Below are 22,929 nucleotides of genomic sequence, written 5' to 3' on the forward strand. Positions count from 1 at the left end.
GTCAGTCCACGAGAAGTTGATAGCCCTGGCCGCGAACGGACTGGATCCAGGATTGCCCGTCCTCCCTCTGGCCGAGCTTCTGGCGAACGCTGCTGATATGGACGTCGATACGGCGATCGAACGGGGTCAGCGGCTTACCGAAGGCGCGCTTCGAAATCTCCTGCTTCGACACAAGCTGGCCGGCGCTGCGGGCAAGCACCTCGAGCAGGCTGAACTCGGTGCCGGTCAGGTCAAGGCTTTCTCCGCGCCATTCGGCGATCCTGCTGCCCGGGTGGATCACGAGCTGTCCCGCCCTTACGGTATCGGTGGACGCGCCGGTCGCCGGCTGACCGGCGCGGCGCAGGATGGCGCGCAGCCTCGCAGCCAGTTCGCCCGGCGAACACGGCTTCGGCACATAGTCGTCGGCGCCGAGATTGAGACCCGATATCCTGTCCACGTCATCGCCCCTTGCGGTCAGCATCAGCACGGGAACCTGGCTGAGCTTCCGGATCCTCTGCAGGACTTCGATCCCGTTCATCCGGGGCATCATGATGTCGAGCACGATAATATCGACCGTATTGCCGGCGGCAGCCGCAATGGCGGCGCGGCCGTCCGTATCCGTTACGACGTCATATCCTTCTTCGACCAGATATTCCTGCAGAAGCGTCGTCAGCTCGGCATCGTCGTCGATGAGGAGAACCTTGTTCATTCACTTCGTCCGTCATTAATCCCGTCAAGCCATACAGCACAAACACCGTCGTGGGAGCGAGTTTTACCTAACTTAACACTCACTTGACCGCACTTAACGTTCGTTCCGTTACTTATCCTGCCATGACATAGACGCGCGCCGAGGCGGTTGCCGCGCATGAGCAACAATCATCCGTCGAGTTGGCGCGGATCGGTCAAAGGCAGCGATGTCTTTGACCACAAGGAGTGCATCGTTGAGAAAACCGTCTGGAATATTCGCCACCGCCGTTGTTGCCGCGGCGCTTTTGTTTCCGCTGCGCAGTGCTGCGGCGGATCAAGCCGCTGCGCCGGCCCTCACCGTGTCGCTGGTGACGCCGGCTGAGCGGGACTGGCCGGAAACCGTTCCCGCAAGCGGCTGGCTGAAGCCCTGGCAGGAAGCCATTATCGCTTCCGAGACGAGTGGCCTGCGCATAACCGAAATCGTGGCCGATGTCGGCTCCGTGGTCAAGAAAGGGCAGACCCTGGTCCGACTGTCGCAGGACAGCGTACGGGCCGACCTTCGCAAGCAGGAGGCGGCCATCGCGACCGCCAATGCGACACTCGCAAAGGCGAAGGCCAATGCGGATCGGGCACGCCAGCTTCAGCCCTCGGGCGCCCTCTCGGATGAGAAGATCGTCGAATATTTCGCCGACGAACAGACGGCGACAGCAAGTCTTACCTCTGAAAAGGCGGCACTCGACAGCCAGAAGATCAAGCTCGACCAGACGACGGTCACGGCCGTCGACGACGGTCTGATCACCTCGCGCTCGGCCGAGCTCGGCGCGGTCGTCTCCTCCGGCACCGAGCTGTTTCGTATGGTCCGCCAGCAGCGGGTCGAATGGCAGGCGGAGGTTTCCGCCCGCTACCTCTCGCGCATCTCGGAAGGATTGAGCGTCGACATCGACGGGCCGGACGGGCGCCGCATTCAGGGCAAGGTGAGGCTCGTCGGACCTTCGGTCGACACCAATACGAGCCGAGCGATCGTCTATGTCGCGCTTCCCCAGGACGTTCACCCGCGCACCGGCCTTTACGTGACCGGCACGATCGAACTCAGGACCACGCCGGCGCTGACGGTTCCGGAGACGGCGATCGTGTTCCGCGACGGGATCAACTACGTCTTTGCGGCCGACGAGGACAAGCGGGTAAGACGGGTGCGGGTGGAGACCGGCCGCCGCAACGACGGCGAGGTCGAAATCGTCTCGGGCATCGATAAGTCGGCGCGCGTGGTGACGTCGGGCGGAGCATTTCTGTCGGACAACGATCTCGTGAAGATTGCGGGAGAAGGCTGATGAACTTTTCCGCATTTTCGATCCGCAATCCCGTCCCGGCGATCCTGCTCTTTGCGATGCTTGCCGTCGGCGGTTTGCTGGCGTTCAAACACCTGTCGATCCAGAATTTTCCCGATATGGACCTCCCGACCATCAAAGTGACCGCGACGCTCGACGGCGCCGCGCCGTCGCAGCTGGAGACGGAGGTCGCCCGCACGATCGAGGACAATCTTGCTTCGCTCAGCTATCTCGATCACATCACCACGACGATCACCGACGGCACGGTGTCGATCAGCGTCTCCTTCAAACTGGAGAAGGACAGCGAAACCGCCTTGAACGAAGTCCGCAATGCCGTGGACAGCGCCAAGGCCGATCTGCCGGCGCAGATGCAGACGCCTGGAGTCACCAAGGTTACCGTGCAGAATTCGGCGCTGGTCACCTATGCCGTCCAGTCTTCCACCCTCAATGAAACCGAGCTCTCCTGGTTCGTCGACAACGATCTGACGAAGGCGCTTCTGTCGGTGCCGGGCGTCGGACAGGTCAACCGCATCGGCGGTGTCGACCGCGAGGTCCACGTCGATCTCGATCCGACGACGATGGCCGCATTCGGCGTCACGGCGACCACTGTGTCGGCGCAATTGAAGTCGGTTCAGGCCGATACGTCGGGCGGCCTCGGAGAAATCGGTGGCACGCGCCAGACATTGCGCACGCTCGGCGCGGTTGCCTCGGTCGATGCCCTGAAGGAACTGCGAATTCCCCTCGCAAACGGGCAGCAGGTTCGCCTCGACGACGTCGCATCCGTCACCGACAGCTTCGCGGAGCGGTCTTCGATGGCCTATCTCGACGGCAAACCGGTGATCGCGGTCGAAATCAAGCGCTCGAACGGGTTTTCGGACAGCGGCGTTGCGGCCGATGTCGATACGGCGATGAAACAGTTCGCAGCCAAGCATTCCAACGTGCAAATCGAGGAAGCCTACAGCACGATCGGGCCGATTATCGACAACTACGATGGCTCGATGCACATGCTATACGAAGGGGCGATCCTGGCGATCGTCGTCGTCTGGCTCTTCCTTCGGGATTGGCGTGCGACGATCCTGTCGGCGGTGGCGCTGCCATTGTCTGTCATACCGACCTTCCTTGTCATGTATCTGGCCGGTTTCAGCCTGAATATCGTTACCCTGCTCGCGCTGTCGCTCGTCGTCGGCATCCTCGTTGACGACGCCATCGTGGAAGTCGAGAACATCGCCCGCCACCTGCAGATGGGCAAACGGCCGATCGACGCCGCTCTGGAGGCGGCCGACGAGATCGGACTGGCCGTCATCGCAACCACCTTCACGCTCGTCGCCGTCTTCCTGCCGACGGCCTTCATGAGCGGCATACCGGGACTGATATTCCGCCAGTTCGGTATTACCGCCGCCGTTGCCGTCCTCGTCTCGCTCGTCGTCGCACGGCTGCTGACGCCGATGATGGCAGCCTATTTCATGAAGGCCCATCCGAAAGAGGAAAAGGACGGCCGCATCATGCGCGCCTATATGGCAATCGTGAAAGCCGCCATGAACCACAGGAAGACCGCGGTGGCCGTGACCGCCGTCGTCGTCGCGCTTTCGCTCGCCACCATCCCGCTCCTGAAATCCGGCTTCCTGCCCGCTTCCGACGACGCGCGAGCCCAGATCACGCTCACCATGCAGCCGGGCGCCACCATCGAGCAGACGGATGCCGCGACCAGGCAGGCCGCCGATATCGTCGGCAAGCTCCAGGACGTGACGCATGTCTTTTCCGCGGTCGGTTCCGCATCCCAGGGCGGCGGCCCCGACTCGAGCACGACGAGCAGCGTCGGATCCGCGACGATCGTCGCCGTGCTGTCGCCTATCGGCGAGCGCGACCGCAAGCAATCGGAAATCGAAAACGACATCCGGCAGGCTCTCTCGGTTCTATCAGGCGTGCGGGTCGCGGTCGGCGGCGGCGGCAACGGTACGAAGCTGGAGATCACCCTTGCCAGCGACGACGCCAACGCACTCGACAGCGCCAGCACGGCGCTCGAAGAACAGCTCCGCACGGTGCAGGGTATCGGCGCGGTGACGTCGACCGCGGCCAGGCAGGCGCCGGAGATCCAGATCACGCCCGACTTCGCGCGCGCAGCGGCGCTCGGAGTGACGTCGAGCGCCATCGCCGAGGTAGTGCGCGTGGCAACGAATGGGGAATATTCCGCCGATCTTCCAAAGCTCAACCTGCCGCAACGCCAGGTCCCGATCGTCGTCCGCTTCAGCCCCGAGACACGCACGAAGCTCGACGACATCAAGAACATGCGGGTTGTGGGAACGAACGGCAATGTCGATCTCGGGTCGATCGCCGATATCCGGATCGGCGGCAGCCCCTCCGAGATCGACCGCATCGATCGGATGCGCAACGTCACCGTGTCGGTTGAACTCAACGGCCGCATCCTGGGCGACGTCAACCGCGAAGCGCAGGCGCTGCCGGCGCTCCGGCATCTGCCGTCGGGCGTCACACTTGTCGAACAGGGCGAACTTCAGCGCAGTTCGGAACTGTTCCAGAGCTTTGGCCTGGCGATGGCGATCGGGGTGTTCTGCATCTATGCGATCCTCGTCCTGCTCTTCCACGACTTCCTGCAGCCGTTCACGCTTCTGATGGCTCTGCCGCTCTCGCTCGGTGGCGCACTGCTGCCGCTGGTGTTGACCGGAACCAGCTTCTCAATGTCGGCCGTCATCGGGCTGCTTATGCTCATGGGCGTGGTGACGAAGAACTCGATTCTTCTCATCGAATACGCGATCATGTCACGCCACCAGGGCATGCCTCGGTTCGATGCCCTGGTGGATGCCTGCCACAAGCGCGCGCGACCGATCATCATGACGACCATCGCCATGGCATCCGGCATGCTGCCGGTCGCCCTCAGCCTGACCGGCGGCGATTCCAGCTTCCGGCAGCCGATGGCGATCGTGGTGATCGGCGGCGTGATGATGTCGACGCTGCTCAGCCTCATCGTCATCCCTGTCATCTTCACCTTTGTCGACGACCTCAACGAGACGCTCAAGCGCCTTGTGCGCCCGACCGGGCCTGATACCGCCGACTCGGAACCGCAGGCATCCAACGATCGCGCGGCGATCACTTTCAAGCCCGAACTTTCGAAGCGAGGGCAAGGTCAGAGATGACTGCCCTCGCCGGGTTATTGGCCAGAAGGTCCCGCGCCCGGCACGCGACGCCTGGCGATCGTCAACCTCTTCGGTCGAGTTCCTCTCCCCCGGAACAAGGCCGCGGGACGTATTCCCCCGCAGGCGGCGTCAGCCGCCTGCGCGTCCTGCTGTCTGAGATAGTCCGGTTTTCGTAATCGACCGACACGTCGCCGACGAATTGAAGACAACCGCCATCCTTGGGAATCAGCAGGTTTAGCGGCCATGCTTGGCACGCCAGGCGGCGAAATCCTCGAGGTTGTGGGGCTGCGTCGCCGGATAGAGGCCGATGATCGATTGGCCGGCCAGCACCCGTTCTGTGACGAAATCCTCGTAGGCCGTCATTTCCACGGCTTCGTCGGCAATCTCGTCGGCGAGTTCGGCCGGAATGACGATCACGGCTTCATCGTCGCCCACCATGATATCGCCGGGCCACACCGCCACATCGCCGCAGCCGATCGGCACATTGATGTCCAGCGCCTGATGCAGCGTCAGATTAGTCGGTGACGACGGGCGGTTGTGATAGGCGGGGATCGCCAGCCCGGCAATTTCGGGACTGTCGCGAAACCCGCCGTCGGTGACGACGCCGGCGACACCTCGCACCATCAGCCGCGTCACCAGAATGGAGCCGGCGGATGCGGCGCGCGGATTTTTGCGGCTGTCCATCACCAGCACGGCCCCGGGCGGGCAGCTTTCGACGCAAGCGCGCTGCGGATGCTCGGGATTGCGGAAAACCTCGAGCTTGTTCAGGTCTTCGCGCGCCGGAATGTAGCGCAGCGTATAGGCCGGGCCGACCATGTTCCGACCTTTCCCGGCGACAGGCTGCACATCCTGAATGGTCTGGTTGCGCAGGCCGCGCTTGAACAGCGCCGTGCTGATGGTGGCGACGCTGACCCGCATCAGCTTTTCGCGCGTGCCGTCCGAAAGTGTCGTCATCCCTGCATGTCCTCCTAGAAAATATCGGGTTCTCCCGCTGCCGGACCGAATTCGGGCAGCAGGTAGTCGAAATCGCAGCCCTTGTCGGCCTGGCTGACATGGGCGGCATACATCCAGCCATATCCGCGACCGAACCGATCGACGGGCTTCATCCAGGCGGCACGACGCCGGGCCAATTCCCCCTCGTCGATCAGCATGTCCAGCCGGCGGTTGGGAATATCGATGCTGATCGTGTCGCCGTTGCGCAGCAAGGCGAGCGGGCCGCCGACATGGGCCTCCGGCGCCACATGCAGAACGCAAGCGCCGTAGCTGGTGCCGCTCATGCGCGCATCCGAGAGCCGCAGCATATCGCGATAGCCCTGCTTCAGCAGCGCCTTCGGCATCGGCAGCATGCCCCATTCCGGCATGCCGGGACCGCCGAGCGGCCCGGCATTGCGCAGCACCATCACGTGATCGGGCGTCACATCAAGCGTTTCGTCCTCGACGGCCGCCTTCATTTGAGGGTAGCTGTCGAAAACCAGAGCGGGGCCTTGATGGACATGGAAGCGCGGGTCGCAGGCCGCTGGTTTGATCACCGCGCCACCGGGCGCCAGATTGCCCTTGAGCACGGCAAGCGATCCCTCCGAATAGATCGGGTTGGAAAGCGGCCGGATCACATCGTCGTTGTAGACTTTCGCGCCGGCCAGCGCCGCGCCCAGGGTTTCGCCCGAAACCGTCATCGCGCCAAGATCCAGCCGCTCGCGAAGCTGCGACATCAGTGCCAGCAGACCGCCCGCATAGTAAAAGTCTTCCATCAGATAGGTGTTTCCGGAAGGGCGGATATTGGCGATGACAGGCGTGGTGCGGCCGAGCGCGTCGAGATCGTCGAGCGTCAGCGCGACCCCTGCCCTGCGCGCCATCGCCAGGAGATGGATGACCGCGTTGGTCGAACAGCCGGTCGCCATCGCGACAGTCGCCGCATTGCGCACGGCCGCCGGCGTCACGATCCGGTCCGGCGTCAGATCTTCCCAGACCATTTCCACGATCCGCCGGCCTGAATGGGCCGACATGCGGATATGATTGGCATCAGGCGCCGGTATGGATGAGACACCGGTCAGCGTCAGGCCCATCGCGTCGGCGATCGCGGTCATCGTCGAGGCGGTGCCCATCGTCATGCAATGGCCGTAGGAGCGGGCAATGCCGGCCTCGATGCCGGCCCATTCTTTGTCCGATATCGTTCCGGCCCGCCGCTCATCCCAATATTTCCAGGCGTCCGATCCCGATCCGAGCTGCTGGCCGGCATAATTGCCGCGCAGCATCGGCCCCGCCGGCAGGTAGATCATCGGCATCCCGGCGCTGAGTGCGCCCATGATCAGGCCCGGCGTGGTCTTGTCGCATCCGCCCATCAGCACCACGCCGTCAACGGGGTGGGCGCGGATCTGTTCTTCGGTCTCCATCGCCAGAAGGTTGCGGTAGAGCATGGTCGTCGGCTTCATGAAGTTCTCTGAAAGCGCCAGCGCCGGCATTTCCACCGGAAAGCCGCCGGCCTGCAGCACCCCGCGCTTCACGTCTTCGACGCGATGCTTGAAATGGGCGTGGCAAGGATTGAGATCCGACCAGGTGGACAGGATGCCGATCAGCGGCTTGCCGGCCCAATCGCCGGCGTCGTAACCCATCTGCATCAGGCGCGAGCGGTGGCCGAAGCCGCGCAGATCTTCGGATGCGAACCAGCGGGCCGACCGCAGCTCACCTGGTGTCTTGACCGCTTTCACAGACATGCCGACATGCCTCCATTCCTATACAATATGCAACTATTGACACGACGCGAAGCGTCCGAAGCCGGAAAGATATAGGTGCTCATCAATTCCTCAAGCCTGCCCCGCCCGCCGCAGGGACCGGAGAGTCCATGCATTGCAGCGCTCGACCCATGCCAACCACTCTTGGACATTATGACAGCGGCTCCATCGCTTCGAAAGCTGGCAAGGCGCCGCTGGCATAGCCAATCGTCCCGAGCGAACCGATGGCGATCCGGCCGTCGCGGATCGACAGGAGCGGCCCATCCGGGCCTTGCTCATAGAGATCCGGATGGGCCGCGGCAAAGCGCGCTTTCTCCGCCAATGGCGCGCCCTGCATGCCAGCCACATAGTGATGGCCGTTGCGCTCGACATGGGAAAGGCCGAGGAGAGACACCAGCGCCAGATCCTGCTGCACGGCAAGTCCTGCCTGGCAGGTCAGGTCTTCGCCGGAGAGGAACAACCCCAGCACGCTTCCTGTCCTGATCCGGATCGCCTTCATGAGCGAGCGGTAAATGCCCTTGCAGGTTTTCGAAGAGACGCCGATATAGCCGAGCCCGCGGACCCGGGCGAAGGCGCCGTCGCCGTCGTCGCTTTCATCGATCAGGAAGGGCAGTTGCGCCGCGAGATCCCCGAGCGGCGTTTCCATGGTGATCTCGCGCGAGAACGGCTGTTCGACGAAGGCAATGGCGGCGCGCAGCCGCGCCAGGTGAGGCACGGCCTCGATCCGCGCCAGCAAGGCGGCAAGCTGTTCGGCGGTGGTGAATTGTTCGTTGCCGTCGACCGTCACCCGGTAATCGGGCACGCGGTCGAGCACGGCGGCGATTCGTCTGAGGCGGTCGAGATCGGCATCGATCACGCCTGAAAGCTTGATCTTGAACCAATGGTTGCCATAACGCGTTATCACCGCCTCGAGGCTCTGCGGCAGGCCATCGTCGATGGGTTCGGCGATATCGTTCTCGGTGATCGGATCGAGAAGCCCAATCGTATGCCGGGCCGAGATCGAGCCGGCGGGGCGAAGGCCGGCAAGCACCGCCGCCGCTGCATCGGCATCGATATCCCCAGGCAGCATATGGCCGCCGATGCCGATGATATTACGGCGCACTGCATCGAAAAACGAAATGCCGGCCATACGGCAATAGGCATCCAGCGCCGCGCGGGCGATGAGCGAAGGGCCGAACCCGGCGGCCAATGGATTTCCCGGCAGGCGGCGCACGGTTTCGATCTCGTTGACGCGTGCGGCGGTAAACAATGTCGTCGGGTGAGATGTTTCGAGCGACGCAGCGGCAGCGGCGCGGATCGAGGCGCGCAGCTGATCGACATTTTGCGCCGGCGTGAAGGCCGGGTTCTTGTCGAACCATTTCGGCACCATCATTTCGGCGGCTGCGCCGATGGCGGTTCGCCCCTCTTCATCCTCGACGCGGACCTTCAGGAAGGCCTGCGGCGCCTTTTCGAGGGTGGCAGCGCCGAAACGGAACGGCAGGCGCAGCCTGATATCACGCTCGAAGGCGTCGACTTCGATGATTCTGATGCGCCGCGCCGTCACGGAACCTCCAGTGCTTCTGTCCATGCTCATGCCATGCGGTCGAGCATGGCGCGGGTGACCTCGTGGTGGAGCGGCTCCCGGCGAAGAAGCCTTCCGATCTCATCCACCATGGCCTGCCCCTGGGCGAAATGCGCCTCTTCGGTGTGACCTGCGGCATGCGGCGAAATGGTGACATTCGCAAGCATGGGATCGCGGAAGGGACTGTCCGGCGGCAGCGGCTCGTTGTCGAAGACATCAAGAGCGGCCACGATACGGCCGGCCCGAATCTCGGCGAGCAGTGCCGCTTGATCGACCAACTCCGCACGCGCCGTGTTGATGAACAGCGCGCCGGGGCGCAGCAGCGCCAGTTCGCGGGCGCCGATCATGCGGCGGGTCTCGGGCAGAACGGGCGCATGCAGGGAAATCACGTCGCTTTGAGCCAGCGCATCGTCCAGCGCGGCGCTGACAACGCCGAGCGCGGCAGCCTCAGTCTCGTCCAGATAGGGATCGAAGACCAGGACGCGGCAGCCGAAAGGAACAAGCAGGCGCATCACCGCCCGGCCGACATAGCCGGCACCGACGATGCCGACGGTTCTCGCGCCAAGCAATCTCTGCGGTACGGCGGCGCGGACGTCGAGCCATTCGCCGCCGTTGCGCAGGCGATGATGCAGCCGATCAATGCCGCGCATGGCAAGCAGCGCTTCGGCGACGACGAACTCGGCCACCGAGGCGGCGATTTTCGAAGCGGCATGGCTGACGCGAAGGCCATCGTCGAACAGGCGCGCCGGTATGAGCGTGCGGACGCTGCCTGCTGAATGGGCGACAAGGGCAAGCCGAGGATGGCGCTGGCGCGCGGCGGCATCAAAGGGCGGCGTGCCCCATCCGGTAAGGCAGGCCGTGGCGCCTTGCAGCAGGCGATCAACATCGCTTGCGTCGATTGTCGCGCCGGCCGGCCAGCGCACATCGCCAAGGGTATTCAACTGGGCAATCGCCGTATCGTCGAGCATCATGCGACGTGTTTTTTCGGTCAAAAGAACGGAGATGACGGGAGCTTGTTTACGCATGGTTTTGCTCTTTCGCTGCGGCGACCAGGCGCCTGAGATGGGCGAGATCGGCGCGGGCCTTGCCGAGCGCCTGCTCGCGGGGGACCCGGTATTGGGAATGAACCGAGAGCACACCGGCAAATCCGGTGGCGACCAGATGCGGGACGATTTCGTTCCAGGGCACCATGCCCTCGTCGAGCCCATACCAATCCGAATGCCATGCGCGTTGGCCGTCGGCGCCGTAAGCGCCGGGAAACCAGCCGCCATTCTTGACGCCTATGCAGCAGAACCACGGATCGAGAAGGTCGAGGCTCAGACGCCAATCCTCGCTGCCCTCGCGAACGATCTGATTGGCCGGATCGGGATAGGCACCGATCCTGACGGGATCGCGGCCGGTGAGCAATTGCCTCGCCAGCGCGCCGGAGCTGTGCAGGGTCCCGCCGTGAAGCTGGATGGTCAGCTTGACACCGAAACGTTCGGCAAGGCGTTCGAAGCCATCAAGGTCACGCCGGGCTTCATCGACCTGCAGCTTCCAGCGGCGCGACGGATCATAGCGCCAGAAGCCAAGCCTGACCTGCCCGATGCCGGCCTCGCCGCAGCAGCCGACAAGCCGTGACGTGGAGTCGTCGGGCCGCGTGGAATCGATCGTCGCCATTGGCGTGCGCACCCCCGCCTCGGCAAAGAGCTTTGCGGCCTTGACGATTTCCTCGGGTCTCTCAGGCGAGACGGCGTGTCCCTCGCGGATGAGAAGATCGGCGCAGTCGAAGCCCAAAGCGACCGTCATCTCTGCCGCTCTTTCGAGTGACAAGCCCTCAAGGGTCTTGGTGAAATAGGCGATATCCATGGCTCAGATCCGGAAGATGCTGTTCATGAGGCAGAGACACAAAGCTCGCTGCGGCGGCCGAATGCATCGCGGGCGCAGACCGCGTAACGCACACCCTGAGGCGGCGACATGTGCAGGAATGCCGTCGAGATCAGCGGTGCCGTGCTGACTTTTTCAAAGGCCTTGCCGTCGGCGCTGGCCAGGACATCGTAGAAGATGGCAGGGCCGGCATCGCCGGCGGCCCAGAACAGCATGCGTTCTTCCCGGCCGCCGAGACCAAGGTAACGGTCGACGACAAGGCCGGTCGGTGTCGCCGGGGCCGCGCCGGTGTCGGGAACGATAAGCACCTGCGTCAGCGACGGCAACGGCACATCCAGGTCGACGCTGAGCCGGCCTTCCTCACACGCGACGACACTGATTGGATGCAGCAAGGCGGGTTCCTGCGCATGGCGCAGCTCGGCGAATTGCGCTTCGGTCGGTTCGGATGGCGCGCCGACCGGTTCGAAGGGCCCGCGCGGATTGCTTTCGTCGCGCTGGGCCTCCCAGACCTCCATCGGATTGGTGAATTCCTCGTCGATGCGCAGCAGGCAAAGCGCGTGGCGGCCGGGAACCAACCCGCTCACCTCGAGGCGAACGGCGGTCCGGCCAGAACGGTTGATGGCATCGACGCTGTGGATGAGGCTGATGGAAACGCCGCCGCCCGGCAGTCGCGTCGGCAGGATCGCCAGGCCATCCTGATCGGGAGCAAGCGGCGGTTCGGCCGTCACCTTGCAAACGGTATCGCCGAGCGTTGCCAGCAGTTCCATCGATGTGAGGCCGGGCTTCTTGACGATGTCGAAGGGCGGTGCCTGATCGACATCCGTGACCAGCCGGTTCAGATCGGTCTTGTGCTCCCACTGCGCCTTGGTGAAATTGCGCGAACCGAAATAGGCAAAGATCGTGCGCTGACCCCAACCGCCGATAAAGGCGTGGTCATTGCTGAGGAAGGTGAAATCCGCCGCCTTCGGTGCGATGATGCGCCGGTCGTGCTGTTCGATGATCCGGGCGATAATCCCGGCATAATAGGCCTTGCCGTGCCAGCTGTGATGATCGCTCCAGCCGAGCTGCGGATCGCATTCGTCGTTGACGATGGGGAGGCCGGCAAGCCGTGGGTGATGTTCCGTGAGATAGTCGACGACGAGAAGCGTGCGGTCGACGATGGCATTGGTTTTTGGAGTCAGGTCTTCCTTGCTGCCGTTGACGGCTTTTTCGTGGATCGAGATGTAGTCAAGGCGCGGCGGCCCGTCACTGGTCAGGCAGCTCGTGCCGCTGTCGCAATGGGCCATGAGGGCGCGGAAGATCGGTGACAGGGTGCGGGCGGTACCGGGTCCGCCCATCGGCAGGTTGGGATCGATGGCGTCTAGTCCCGCGACGCAGGCATCGTAATAGTTGGTGTAACCCTTGATCCCGTAGGTCCACCAGCCGGAGTCGGCCTCGTTGGTTGTTTCGAAATACCACGTGCGCAGTTCGTCCATGCCGTAACGCGCGCCATAGCGGTCCACTGTTGCCGTCACGAGATCCCGCCAGCGCCTGACCTGATCCATGTCCTCGTAATCGGTGAAGAGACCTGACGGGTTGCCCATCAGCTCGAAGAACGGCTTCAGGCGATGTTCGATCATCACGTCGAGCGCGCGGTCGAGCAGAGACCAGTCATAGCCGGTCCCGCCGGTCGCGCGCAGCAGATTGCAGAGGTAGTGCACACGCAAATACCGGATACCCTCGTTCGGCAGACCGCCGATATAGGCAAGCATCTGGCGCATCTCAGGCTCGAGCAGCAGTTCGGCCGGCGAAAAGCCGGTGCCGCGCCAGAACCGGTTGAACGGGCGGACCGCTTCACCGGCATCGACGCTGATTCGCGTACGTTCACGCATGGTCGTTTCTCCTTGGACGGAAGGTTGCCAGTTCCGCAATGCGGCAGAAGCCTGATCATTTGAACTTGTCGCGCATCGCATCGATGCCGGGGATGGTTTTGGTCAGATGCTGATGGGCGGGATCGAAGCGCTGGATCAGACCGCGGCGATGCTTGCCGACGAGAATGGTGAAGATATAACCGCGATGCCCCGGCGAGGTGGCCGTCGGGTGGTAACCCCGGTCGAGCAGGAAGGTGTCGCCGTGGCGGGTCATCAGGATCTTGACCGGGCCGTCCTCGTCATAGGTGATCTGGCTGCCGAAGCCGGTCTCGGGCTGGAAGCGATAGTGATAGAGCTCCTCGTGCCGGGTCTCGGCATCGCCGTCTTCGGTGTCGTGCTTGTGCGGGGGATAGCCGGACCAGCAGCCCTCGCCGGCATAGAGTTCGCTGACCAGGAGATTGCCGCAGCGTCCGTTCTGTCGCTGGCCGAGCAGGTGGACAATCCGCCGCTGGCTGTGTGTGTCCAGCGAGCCGACATTGACCGCGTCGACCTCGGCGGGCGTGACCCGGAACGGGGCGTAACGCGTGTCGCAGAGGCCGCCGGCAATAGCAACTTCCGCAGGTCCGCCGTGAGCCGATATCCGGACTTTGGCGCCGACCGGCGCGTAAACCGAGTCCGCATCGCCTCCCCAGATATCGGCTCGCCGGCCCACAGCTTCGAACAAGATGTCATCCACCTCGATATCCACCCGACCCGACAGCACGACATAGAGGCTTTCATGCGTGAGCAATCGCCGGGTGTCCTGCTCGTTGGAGGCAAGCATGACGAGATCGAAGTAAATGAGATCGAGCGTCTTGGAGGAGGTATCCACAATAGGACGCTGCTCGGAGCGTGGAATGAAATCGGGCATCAATTGAACTCCGGAATGGTACGGTCGGCAAAGGGATTGAGGCTCAAAGCTTCGGCGTGATGGCAGGCGACTGCGTGCCCGTCAGCTGTGACAGTGCGCAAGGCCGGCACCTCCTGCCTGCAAAGCTCGGTGGCGTGGCGGCAGCGCGGATGAAATGCGCAGCCGGGCGGCGGATGGGCGGGATCGGCGACCTCGCCCCCCAGCCGAATGCGCTGGCCGTGGCGGCGCATCCTCGGATCGGCGATCGGCACTGCAGAGAGCAGCGCTTCGGTGTAGGGGTGGAGCGGGCGCGAGAAGATCTGCTCGGTCGGAGCCTTTTCGACGACCCGGCCGACATACATGACGGCGATATTGTCGGAGATGTGCCGGACGACCGAGAGATCGTGGGCGACAAAGAGATAGGTCAACCCGAACTGCTCCTGCAGGTCCTGCAGCAAGTTGATGGTCTGCGCCTGCACGCTGACGTCGAGCGCCGAGACGGCCTCGTCGGCAATGACGAGGCGCGGATTGGACGCAAGCGCCCGGGCGATGCCGATGCGCTGGCGCTCACCGCCGGAGAAAGCGTGGGGATAGCGGCGCATATATTCGGGCCGCAAGCCGACGCTCCGCATGAGATCGGCGACCCGGTGCTCGAGTTCCCGGCCCTTGACGATGCCGTTGACGCTGAGGACCTCGCCGATGATGTCGATCACGGGAAGGCGCGGATTGAGCGAGGATTGCGGGTCCTGGAACACGATGCGCAGGTCGCGGTGGATTTCCTTGAGGGCAGGACCCGACAGCCCAGCGAGATCGACCGTGCCGCCGCTGCGGTCGCGATAGCGGATTTCCCCGCCTGTGGGCCGATAGATGCGCAGGACGGTGCGGGCAAGCGTCGACTTGCCGCAACCGGATTCGCCGACGATGCCAAGCGTCTCGCCGTCCTCGACGCGAAGCGAAACGCCGTCGACCGCCTTGACGTGCCCGACCACGTGCCGGAACGCGCCCTTGCGAATGGGGAAATGCATCCTGAGGTCGTTGAGTTCGAGCAGCGGGCTGCGTGGTGTCGCGGGACCGGCCATCATCGTCCTCCTTCGTAAAGCAGACAGCTGGCGACGTGCCCGTCGCCAATGACGACGGATTGAGGGTCATTCCGGTCGCAAAGACCCGCCCTCGCCTGCTTGCATCGGGGATGGAAGCTGCAGCCTTCAGGCCGGGCGAAACGCGAAGGCACCATGCCGTCGATGACCGCGAGCCGTTCGCTGGGTTGCCCATGCATGCGCGGCACCGACTGCAGCAGCGCCTTGGTGTAGGGATGGGCCGGCGCGTGGAAGATCGTGTCGACGTCGCCCGCCTCCACGACCCGGCCGACATACATGACGACGACCTCGTCGGCGATCTCGGCGACGACGCCGAGATCATGGGTGACGAACAGCACCGAGAGCCCGAATTCGGCCTGCAGCGAGGCCAGGAGATCGAGGATGTTGGCCTGGGTGGTGACATCGAGCGCCGTGGTTGGCTCGTCGGCGATCAGCAGCTTCGGGCGACAGGCGAGCGCCAGCGCAATGCAGACGCGCTGGCGCATGCCGCCGGAAAACTGGAATGCGTAACTTTCCATGCGCTCGGCCGGCCGGGGAATGCCGACCAGAGCCAGGGTCTCGATCGCATGCTCGCGCGCCTCCTTGCGGCCCATCTTCAGATGCAGGCGGATCACTTCCACCATCTGGTTGCCGATCGTATGGACGGGCGAAAGGGCGGCCATCGGCTCCTGGCTGATCAGGCCGATCTGAGCGCCGCGGATCGCCCGCATGTCACGGCCGCGCGGATCGAGCGCCGCGAGATCGACGGCGGGTGCGTCCGGATCGGGCCGGTAGCGGATCGCGCCCGAGACGATGCGGCCGCCACGCGGAACCTGATTGAGGATCGAGCGGCCGGTGATGCTCTTGCCCGAACCGGATTCGCCGACAACGCAGACCGTCTTGCCGCGCGGGACGGTGAAGGAGACGCCGTCGACCGCCCTGATCGTGCCCAAACCGCCGAAGAAGTGGGTCCTGAGATCGTCGACCTCGATCAGCGGGTCGCGATCGGCGCGCCGCCCGCCGGCGGCGGCGAAATTGGAGTCAGTATTCATAGGGATCTGCAGCATCGCGTAATCCATCACCAAGGAAATTGAGGGCGAGCACCGTGACGATCACCGCGATGCCGGGAAGAAACAGCCAGGGTGCGCTTGAGACCGCGAGGATGTTCTGCGCTTCCTGCAGCAGCACGCCCCAGCTGACGACAGGCGGACGCAGGCCGATGCCGAGGAAGGAGAGCGCGGTTTCGGCCAGGATCATCGTCGGGATGGCGAGCGTCACCGAGGCGATGATGTGGCTCATGAAGGACGGAACCATGTGCCGCCAGATGATGCGCATCCGGGAGCAACCATCGAGACCAGCGGCGAGGACGAAATCCTCGGTTTTCAGCGACAGGAAGCGGCCGCGCACCACACGCGCGAGATCGGTCCAGCCGATCAGCGACAGGATGACCGTGATCCAGAGATAGACCAGGACCGGATCGGCGCTGATCGGGACGGCGGCCGCGAGGCCCATCCACAGCGGGATGGTCGGGATCGAGTTGATAAGCTCGATGCAGCGCTGGATCACATCGTCCACCCAGCCGCCATAGAGGCCGGAGATACCGCCCAGGATGATGCCGAGGACGAGGCTGATCGCGACGCCGATGAGGCCCACGGACATTGAAACGCGGGTGCCGTGGACCGTCCGGCTGAAGACGTCGCGGCCCAACCGGTCGGCGCCGAACAGGTAGAATGGTTTGCCGGGCTCGGTCGGGCCTATCAGGTGCCGATCAATATTGAACAGCCCCCAGAGCCGATAGGGTTCGCCTTTCACGAAGAAGCCGACAGAAATGACGATGGCCGGATCGGGCGCGTAATCGCGGCTGAGCGCGATCGGATCGACCTTCATCGAATAGCCGTTGACGTAAAGCGGATGAAATCCGCCCGCCGCATCGTAGCCGGCGAATCTGAGCTGCTGGGGCGGCGCATAGGTGTAGCGGGAATCGTAGGTCTGCGACGAAACCGGGGCGAGGACGTCGGCGAATAGGGCGACCAGGTAGATCAGGAAGATGACGATGCCTGCGGCGAGCGCCAGCCGATGACGGCAGAAGCGCCACCAGATGAGCTTCCATTGTCCGGCCAGGGCGTCAGCGTTTTGGACGGGTTCAGGCGACAGCGCGATGGCTTGATCTGTCATTTTGTATGTCCTTCATCCGTTGCGAATGCGGGGATCGAGCCAGGCGAGCAGCAGATCCGAGATCAGCGTGCCGATGAGGGTCAGCATGCTCATCAGCAGGATGAAGGTGCCGGCCAGATACATGTCCTGGGCAAACAGCGCATTGAGCAGAAGCGGCCCTGTGATCGGCAGGCTGAGGACGATCGAAACCACCACCGAGCCCGAGACGAGGTGCGGCAGCACCCAGCCGACTGTGGAGACGAAGGGGTTGAGCGCCACGCGCACCGGATATTTCAGCAGCAGCCGGATTTCGCTCAAACCCCGGGCGCGCGCCATATCGACATAGGGCTTGTTGAGCTCGTCGAGCAGGTTGGCGCGCATGATGCGGATCAGCGCCGCGGTGGCGCCGGTGCCGAGCACGACGACCGGTATCCACATATGGGAGATGAGATCGCCGAGCTTGGCCCAGCTCCAGGCGGCGTTGATGTAGGTGGGCGAAAACAACCCGCCGACGCTTTGGCCAAAATACTGCGACGAGACGAACATCAGCACGAGCGCCAGCAGGAAGTTCGGGATGGCGAGGCCGAGAAAGCCGAAGAAGGTGGCGACGTAATCGCCCACCGAATATTGCCGCACAGCCGAGTAAATGCCGATCGGAAAGGCCACCGCCCAAACGAACAGCAGCGTGGTGACCGAGACCACCATCGTCATGCCCATGCGCGCCCAGATCAGCTCGCTGACCGGCTTGTTCCAATCGAGGGACTGGCCGAAATCGCCGCGCAGCAGGATGCCGCTGATCCATTTCCAGTATTGGACCGCCCAAGGCTGATCGAGGCCATAGCGTTCGCGCAGGCCGGCGATCACACCGGGGTCGATCGTTTCGTTCTGGGAGGCCAGACGCGCGGTCATCGCCGTCAGGAAGTCGCCGGGCGGCAGCTGGATGATGATGAAGGTCACGACCGAGATCGCGAACATCATCGGGATCATGTAGAGCAGACGTCTGATGACGAAGCCGGCCATGTTCAAGCTCCTTCAACCGGCGATCGCCGATCGGATTGGGATTGGGCGGGGCTGGTGGTGGAATGGCGCCCGCGGACGCCATTCCCGCCGATCATTTGTCTTTATTGTTGGTAGTAGAAGGTCTCCGGCTTTGCCGGTCCCGGCGTCATGTAGAACGACGTGCTGGGGATGACCTTCGGGACATTGCGCATATTGGTCTTGACGATGCCGACGCGATCCGGCTCCAGGTTGGTGCCGATGACGTAGAATTCGTCACGGGTGATCGCCAGCAGTTCTTTCATCGCGGCCAGCTGCTTTTCAAGAGTCGGGGCTTCCTGCACCTGCCGGTAGAGATCCATCTGCTTCTTGGCAGCGGGGCTCGGCTCCTCAGCGTTCGGATCCTTGGGGTTCTGGTAATAGAGGCCCCAGGCCGTCGCGAAGCTCGACTCGTATTCGTGCGGGAAATACCATTTGGGATCGAGCAGGCCGAGGAAGTCGTAGCCGCCGCCGCCAACCCATCCAAGGCCGTCATTCTCATTGTTCTGCAGGCGGGAGAAGATCAGCGAACGTTCGGCCGGGCGGGGCTGCATGTCGATGCCGACGGCCCGCCAGTAGCGCTGGATCATCTCGAGGGCGTCGATCTGGATCGGGCTTCCCGTCAAGGCGTCGATCGCAAAGGTGATCCGCTTGCCGTCCTGGCCGAGGCGATAGCCTTCGGCGTCATGTTTGGTCAGGCCTGCCTTGTCGAGATACTGATTGGCGAGATCGACATTATATTCCAGATACTGCGTCGCCATTTTCTCGTCGTAGAGTGCACTGCCTTCGCGGGGTGCGGCCTGATAGGGTTTGGCTTGTCCGGCATAGATCAGCTGGTTGAGCTCTTCGCGGTTGATGGCGTAGCTGAGGCCGATGCGGAAATCCTTGTTGGAAAAGACGGCGCGCAAGGCCGGATTCTTATGGGTCTGGTTGAGGGTGATCAGCAGGGCATTCGACCATGCCGGCCGGGCGACGAAGAGGCCGTAGCCGCCCTTTTGCTGGTTCTGCACGATCACGGTGCGGGCATCCGTCGTCTCGATGAAGCGGTTCTGCATGTCGATTTCGCCGCTGATCGCCTTCAGGATGATCGCCTGGGTATCCTGCATCACGTCGATGGTGATGCGATCGAAGTAGGGAAGCTGGTTTCCGGCCGTATCCACCTTGGCGTAATATGGATTGCGTTCGGCAACGACCTGGGTGGTGCCGTTATAGGGTGCCGTCAGCACCCAGGCATCGAGCGTCGGACGACCGAGATCGCGCCAGCGGCCGGGAAAGCCGATCTTGTTGTTGAAGAGCTGAACCCAGTCGGTTGCCCCCGCCGCCTTCACCAGGGCGTCGATGCCGTCGGGATTGAAATCCTTGTGGAACTGCTTGAGGTAGTGCGCCGGCGCGGCGGCCAGGATATCGGAGCCGCGCACGGTTGCCATATTCATCAGGAAGAGGCCGTTCGGCGCGGCAAACTTGAAGACGACCTTGTCGTCGGCGAGTTTCTCGACCTTGACGGTCTCTCCGCCCGCGGTCAGCCAGTCGGGTGCGGCCGGCGTGATCTTGGTGTTGCGCAGCACGTTCTCGTTCCACCACACCAGATCGTCGGCGGTGAAGGGCTCGTCGTCCGACCAGCGCGTGCCTGCACGCAGGGTGAAGGTATATTCGGTGGCGTTGTCATTGACCTCGACGCTCTTGGCGATATCGGGGATCACCTCGGTCCATTCCGGGTTCCAGCGGACCAGCCTGGTATAGCCGATCGAACGCTCGATCTCGCTGTCGCCGCCGCCAAAGGTGGCCGTGCGCCAGGTGCCGCCATAGGTACCTACCGATTCCAGCGGCGTGAGCACCAGCGGCTCCTTGGGCAATCGCTGGTCGACCGGCGGCAGCTTGCCGGAATCAACGAGCGCCTTGAGTTCCGGCGCCTCTTGAAAGCCGAAGGCGGCGCCCGCCCAACTGGAACCAATGAGGATCGCCGCGGCAATGGTCGAAACGACCTGCCGTCGTAGAATTCTGACGTGCTGCATTCTCTCCTCCCAACGATCGCGTTCTAGGTTATCGTTAACGTATTCTCCTCTTTCCATTACGTTATCGTTACCGTTAAATCGTGTCAAAGAGTTTTTTGTTGTCGTACTCAGAGTCCGGAACTGCCTTGGCTTTCCCGGAAATTATGTTAGTTATCGTTATCTCAAATTCCTACTATCCAAAGAGACATCCCAGTTGAGCCGCCCCAAAGAGCCAGAATCCAAAATAACCATCGCCGATGTCGCCCGCGCCGCAGGCGTGTCACCGATGACGGTGTCGCGCGTACTCAACGACCAGGGCGGCGCCAGCGCGGAGACCACTCAGCGCATTATCCTGGCAGCCAACGAACTCAATTACCGGCCCAATCCCTTTGCGCGCGGATTGCGCTCCGATCGATCGAAGACCATCGGCCTTCTCGTTCCCGACATCACCAACCCGTTCTTTCCCGAGGTCATCCGGGGGGCCGAGGATGCGGCGACTGCCGCCGGTTACAACCTGCTGCTCTCCAATGTCGTCGAAAACAGCAAGCGCGAGGGCGAGCTCATCGAAGCGCTGCTGCGCCATCGGGTCGACGGGATTATCGTCTGCAGCGCGCGGCTGCCGGATGCCGCTCTGCACAAGGCGCTCGCGCCTCACCGCGCCGTTGTGCTGATCAACCGCGAGGCCCCTACCGAGATCGCGGGAACGATCCTCACGGACTACGAGACCGGAGCCTCACGCGCCATCGATCACCTGGTCGAGCGCGGGCGCCGCAAGATCGCGATCGTCGCGGGACCACGCAGTTCGTTCGGCGGCAAGAGCCGTCTCGTCGGTGTCCGCAAGACGCTGGCGGCCCACGGGCTCAAGGCGGAAGGCATCGTCTATTGCGATCCGACCGCGGCGGGCGGACAGACGGCGGCAGCACAATTGCTAGCGGAAGCGCCCGGCATCGACGCCCTCGTATGCTACAACGACCTCAATGCGATCGGCGCCATGAAGGCCTGCCGGGCTGCCGGCATTTCGATCCCCGAGCAGATTGCCCTGATCGGTTTCGACGACATTCCGACGGCCGAACTGCTGTCTCCGGCGCTCACCACTTTGCGGGTGCAGAAGCGGGAAATGGGTGAGGAAGCCGTGCGCCTGCTGCTCAGCCGCATCGCCACCAAGAACCGCCAGCACGGCATCGTCATCGTACCCGAGCTCATTGTCCGCGAAACGACCTGAACTCCAATCCCAATAGGAGGAATATCCATGGATGCCGATAATCTGCAGTCACTGGCCTTGCCTGAGGAGAAGAAGGCCTGGTTCGTCCACGACCGGTTCGGCATGTTCGTGCATTGGGGGCTCTATGCCCTGCCGGCCCGTCATGAATGGGTCAAGAGCCGTGAAGAACTGAACGATGCCGACTACCAGAAATATTTCGATCACTTCGACCCCGATCTCTACGATCCCAGAGAATGGGCGAGACGCGCGAAGGCTGCCGGCATGAAATATGTGGTGCTGACGACCAAGCACCATGAAGGCTTCTGCCTCTGGGACACCAAGGCGACCGATTTCAAGGTGACCAACACGCCTTACGGAAAAGATCTGCTGCGCCCCTTTGTCGATGCCTTTCGCGCGGAGGGCCTGAGGATCGGCTTCTACTACTCGCTGATCGACTGGCATCATCCCGACTTCACCGTCGATCCGCGCCACCCGCAGCGCAATCATCCCGATGCGATGAAGATCAACGAAGGCCGCGACATCAAGCGCTATGCCGCCTTCATGCGCGAGCAGGTGCGCGAGTTGCTGACCGAGTTCGGCCAGATCGACATCATGTGGTTCGATTTCAGCTATCCGCAGTGGAAACTCGGAGAACTGGTCGGCAAGGGCCATCGGGACTGGGAAAGCGAGAAACTCGTGCGCCTGGTGCGCGAGCTTGCCCCCGATATCATCATCAACAACCGGCTCGATCTCGCCGGCCTGCAGCCCGACATCGTCACGCCGGAGCAATATATGCCGCGCGCCTGGCCGAAACGCGACGGCAGGCGCGTCGTCTGGGAGGCCTGCCATACGCTCAGCGGCTCCTGGGGTTATCACCGCGATGAGGATACCTGGAAAAGTGCCGAGCAACTGGTACAGATGCTGATTGGCACCGTCGCCATGGGCGGCAACCTCCTGATGAACGTTGGGCCGACGGCTCGCGGCACGCTCGATCACCGTGCGATATCAGCTCTTGCCACGTATGAGGAATGGATGGCAGTGCACGAGCGCAGCATCGTCGGCTGCACTCAGTCCGACTTTACCGCCCCGCCCGATTGCCGGCTGACCCAGAATGGCGACCGCCTCTACATCCACCTCTTCAACTGGCCCTATCGCCATCTGCATTTCGATGCGCTGGCGGGGAAGATCGAATATGCGCAATTCCTGCATGATGGCAGCGAGGTCACCTGGCTGCGCCCGTCCAGCAACACATTGTGGGTGAACACCCAGTTCCCCGTCGCCGAAGACGAGCTGACATTCGTCCTGCCGGTGCGCCGGCCCAAGGTCGTGGTCCCGGTCATCGAGGTCAAGCTCAAGGCCGCGAGCGCGGCCGGCCTTCAGGATTGAGATGCAGCGAAAGCGATGAATCGGTCCGATTTTGAGAACGTGATCGAGCTA

The 22,929-nt window shown here is 63.1% G+C and carries 17 protein-coding genes; 4 read left to right on the top strand and 13 right to left on the bottom strand.

What is annotated here, in order from left to right; genetic code table 11:
* Position 1 precedes the first annotated feature (1 nt).
* The gene (locus EFD55_RS03480; RefSeq protein ID WP_125843023.1) at positions 2-688 is read right to left on the bottom strand and encodes a response regulator; all 687 of its coding nucleotides are present in this window, start codon (positions 686-688) and stop codon (positions 2-4) included.
* A 205-nt stretch (positions 689-893) separates the two neighbouring features.
* On the opposite strand from EFD55_RS03480, the gene EFD55_RS03485 reads away from it, so the two are divergent.
* Positions 894-1,994, top strand: coding sequence for an efflux RND transporter periplasmic adaptor subunit (locus EFD55_RS03485; protein ID WP_125843025.1), 1,101 nt, complete (start codon positions 894-896; stop codon positions 1,992-1,994).
* On the top strand, positions 1,994-5,140 hold the full coding sequence (locus EFD55_RS03490; protein WP_125843027.1) for an efflux RND transporter permease subunit: 3,147 nt from the start codon (positions 1,994-1,996) through the stop codon (positions 5,138-5,140). Before EFD55_RS03485 ends, EFD55_RS03490 begins: the two co-directional genes overlap by 1 nt.
* 234 nt (positions 5,141-5,374) lie before the next feature.
* On the opposite strand, the gene EFD55_RS03495 is transcribed toward EFD55_RS03490, so the two are convergent.
* From EFD55_RS03495 to EFD55_RS03550, 12 genes are all read right to left on the bottom strand, one after another.
* On the bottom strand, positions 5,375-6,094 hold the full coding sequence (locus EFD55_RS03495) for a ribonuclease activity regulator RraA (RefSeq protein WP_125843029.1): 720 nt from the start codon (positions 6,092-6,094) through the stop codon (positions 5,375-5,377).
* A gap of 14 nt (positions 6,095-6,108) precedes the next feature.
* Positions 6,109-7,851 carry an L-arabinonate dehydratase gene (gene araD / locus EFD55_RS03500; protein ID WP_210276052.1) on the bottom strand — a complete coding sequence of 581 codons (1,743 nt, stop codon included), beginning with the start codon at positions 7,849-7,851 and terminating at the stop codon, positions 6,109-6,111.
* 169 nt (positions 7,852-8,020) lie between these two features.
* A complete protein-coding gene (locus EFD55_RS03505; protein ID WP_125843031.1) occupies positions 8,021-9,442 on the bottom strand; it encodes an enolase-like domain-containing protein in 1,422 nt (473 codons plus the stop codon).
* Positions 9,439-10,455: a hydroxyacid dehydrogenase gene (locus EFD55_RS03510; RefSeq protein ID WP_125843033.1), complete on the bottom strand. Its 1,017-nt coding sequence runs from the start codon at positions 10,453-10,455 to the stop codon at positions 9,439-9,441. The genes EFD55_RS03505 and EFD55_RS03510 overlap by 4 nt, the downstream gene beginning before the upstream one ends.
* Positions 10,448-11,278, bottom strand: a complete 831-nt coding sequence (locus tag EFD55_RS03515; protein ID WP_125843035.1) for a sugar phosphate isomerase/epimerase family protein — start codon at positions 11,276-11,278, stop codon at positions 10,448-10,450. The genes EFD55_RS03510 and EFD55_RS03515 overlap by 8 nt, the downstream gene beginning before the upstream one ends.
* A 23-nt stretch (positions 11,279-11,301) precedes the next feature.
* Positions 11,302-13,167 (bottom strand): GH39 family glycosyl hydrolase, encoded by a 1,866-nt coding sequence (locus EFD55_RS03520; RefSeq protein WP_125843037.1) that lies wholly within the window; start codon positions 13,165-13,167, stop codon positions 11,302-11,304.
* 55 nt (positions 13,168-13,222) lie between these two features.
* Positions 13,223-14,056 (bottom strand): 5-deoxy-glucuronate isomerase, encoded by an 834-nt coding sequence (locus tag EFD55_RS03525; protein ID WP_125843039.1) that lies wholly within the window; start codon positions 14,054-14,056, stop codon positions 13,223-13,225.
* The gene (locus EFD55_RS03530; RefSeq protein WP_125843041.1) at positions 14,056-15,114 is read right to left on the bottom strand and encodes an ABC transporter ATP-binding protein; all 1,059 of its coding nucleotides are present in this window, start codon (positions 15,112-15,114) and stop codon (positions 14,056-14,058) included. Before EFD55_RS03530 ends, EFD55_RS03525 begins: the two co-directional genes overlap by 1 nt.
* Positions 15,114-16,163 carry an ABC transporter ATP-binding protein gene (locus EFD55_RS03535; RefSeq protein ID WP_125843043.1) on the bottom strand — a complete coding sequence of 350 codons (1,050 nt, stop codon included), beginning with the start codon at positions 16,161-16,163 and terminating at the stop codon, positions 15,114-15,116. Before EFD55_RS03535 ends, EFD55_RS03530 begins: the two co-directional genes overlap by 1 nt.
* The gene (locus tag EFD55_RS03540) at positions 16,153-17,286 is read right to left on the bottom strand and encodes an ABC transporter permease (RefSeq protein ID WP_125843045.1); all 1,134 of its coding nucleotides are present in this window, start codon (positions 17,284-17,286) and stop codon (positions 16,153-16,155) included. The genes EFD55_RS03535 and EFD55_RS03540 overlap by 11 nt, the downstream gene beginning before the upstream one ends.
* A 12-nt stretch (positions 17,287-17,298) precedes the next feature.
* The gene (locus EFD55_RS03545; RefSeq protein WP_125843047.1) at positions 17,299-18,285 is read right to left on the bottom strand and encodes an ABC transporter permease; all 987 of its coding nucleotides are present in this window, start codon (positions 18,283-18,285) and stop codon (positions 17,299-17,301) included.
* A gap of 101 nt (positions 18,286-18,386) precedes the next feature.
* Positions 18,387-20,312 carry an ABC transporter substrate-binding protein gene (locus EFD55_RS03550; protein ID WP_125843049.1) on the bottom strand — a complete coding sequence of 642 codons (1,926 nt, stop codon included), beginning with the start codon at positions 20,310-20,312 and terminating at the stop codon, positions 18,387-18,389.
* Between the two features lie 193 nt (positions 20,313-20,505).
* Here EFD55_RS03550 and EFD55_RS03555 point away from each other — a divergent pair, with 193 nt between their 5' ends.
* Both EFD55_RS03555 and EFD55_RS03560 read left to right on the top strand, forming a co-directional pair.
* Positions 20,506-21,513, top strand: a complete 1,008-nt coding sequence (locus EFD55_RS03555) for a LacI family DNA-binding transcriptional regulator (RefSeq protein ID WP_125843051.1) — start codon at positions 20,506-20,508, stop codon at positions 21,511-21,513.
* A 27-nt stretch (positions 21,514-21,540) separates the two neighbouring features.
* Positions 21,541-22,878 (top strand): alpha-L-fucosidase, encoded by a 1,338-nt coding sequence (locus EFD55_RS03560; RefSeq protein WP_125843053.1) that lies wholly within the window; start codon positions 21,541-21,543, stop codon positions 22,876-22,878.
* Positions 22,879-22,929 lie beyond the last annotated feature (51 nt).

The sequence above is a fragment of the Rhizobium pisi genome (assembly GCF_003938655.1).
In the GTDB taxonomy this organism is placed as follows: domain Bacteria; phylum Pseudomonadota; class Alphaproteobacteria; order Rhizobiales; family Rhizobiaceae; genus Rhizobium; species Rhizobium pisi.

Bases quoted from the DNA above. Each gene is read 5' to 3' on its own strand.
- EFD55_RS03540 (WP_125843045.1), bottom strand. From the start codon at position 17,286: ATGACAGATCAAGCCATCGCGCTGTCGCCTGAACCCGTCCAAAACGCT.
- EFD55_RS03490 (WP_125843027.1), top strand. From the start codon at position 1,994: ATGAACTTTTCCGCATTTTCGATCCGCAATCCCGTCCCGGCGATCCTG.
- EFD55_RS03485 (WP_125843025.1), top strand. From the start codon at position 894: ATGTCTTTGACCACAAGGAGTGCATCGTTGAGAAAACCGTCTGGAATA.
- EFD55_RS03525 (WP_125843039.1), bottom strand. From the start codon at position 14,056: ATGCCCGATTTCATTCCACGCTCCGAGCAGCGTCCTATTGTGGATACC.
- EFD55_RS03550 (WP_125843049.1), bottom strand. From the start codon at position 20,312: ATGCAGCACGTCAGAATTCTACGACGGCAGGTCGTTTCGACCATTGCC.
- EFD55_RS03535 (WP_125843043.1), bottom strand. From the start codon at position 16,163: ATGAATACTGACTCCAATTTCGCCGCCGCCGGCGGGCGGCGCGCCGAT.
- EFD55_RS03480 (WP_125843023.1), bottom strand. From the start codon at position 688: ATGAACAAGGTTCTCCTCATCGACGACGATGCCGAGCTGACGACGCTT.
- EFD55_RS03495 (WP_125843029.1), bottom strand. From the start codon at position 6,094: ATGACGACACTTTCGGACGGCACGCGCGAAAAGCTGATGCGGGTCAGC.
- EFD55_RS03520 (WP_125843037.1), bottom strand. From the start codon at position 13,167: ATGCGTGAACGTACGCGAATCAGCGTCGATGCCGGTGAAGCGGTCCGC.
- EFD55_RS03505 (WP_125843031.1), bottom strand. From the start codon at position 9,442: ATGAGCATGGACAGAAGCACTGGAGGTTCCGTGACGGCGCGGCGCATC.
- araD (WP_210276052.1), bottom strand. From the start codon at position 7,851: ATGTCTGTGAAAGCGGTCAAGACACCAGGTGAGCTGCGGTCGGCCCGC.
- EFD55_RS03545 (WP_125843047.1), bottom strand. From the start codon at position 18,285: ATGGCCGGCTTCGTCATCAGACGTCTGCTCTACATGATCCCGATGATG.
- EFD55_RS03510 (WP_125843033.1), bottom strand. From the start codon at position 10,455: ATGCGTAAACAAGCTCCCGTCATCTCCGTTCTTTTGACCGAAAAAACA.
- EFD55_RS03530 (WP_125843041.1), bottom strand. From the start codon at position 15,114: ATGGCCGGTCCCGCGACACCACGCAGCCCGCTGCTCGAACTCAACGAC.
- EFD55_RS03515 (WP_125843035.1), bottom strand. From the start codon at position 11,278: ATGGATATCGCCTATTTCACCAAGACCCTTGAGGGCTTGTCACTCGAA.
- EFD55_RS03560 (WP_125843053.1), top strand. From the start codon at position 21,541: ATGGATGCCGATAATCTGCAGTCACTGGCCTTGCCTGAGGAGAAGAAG.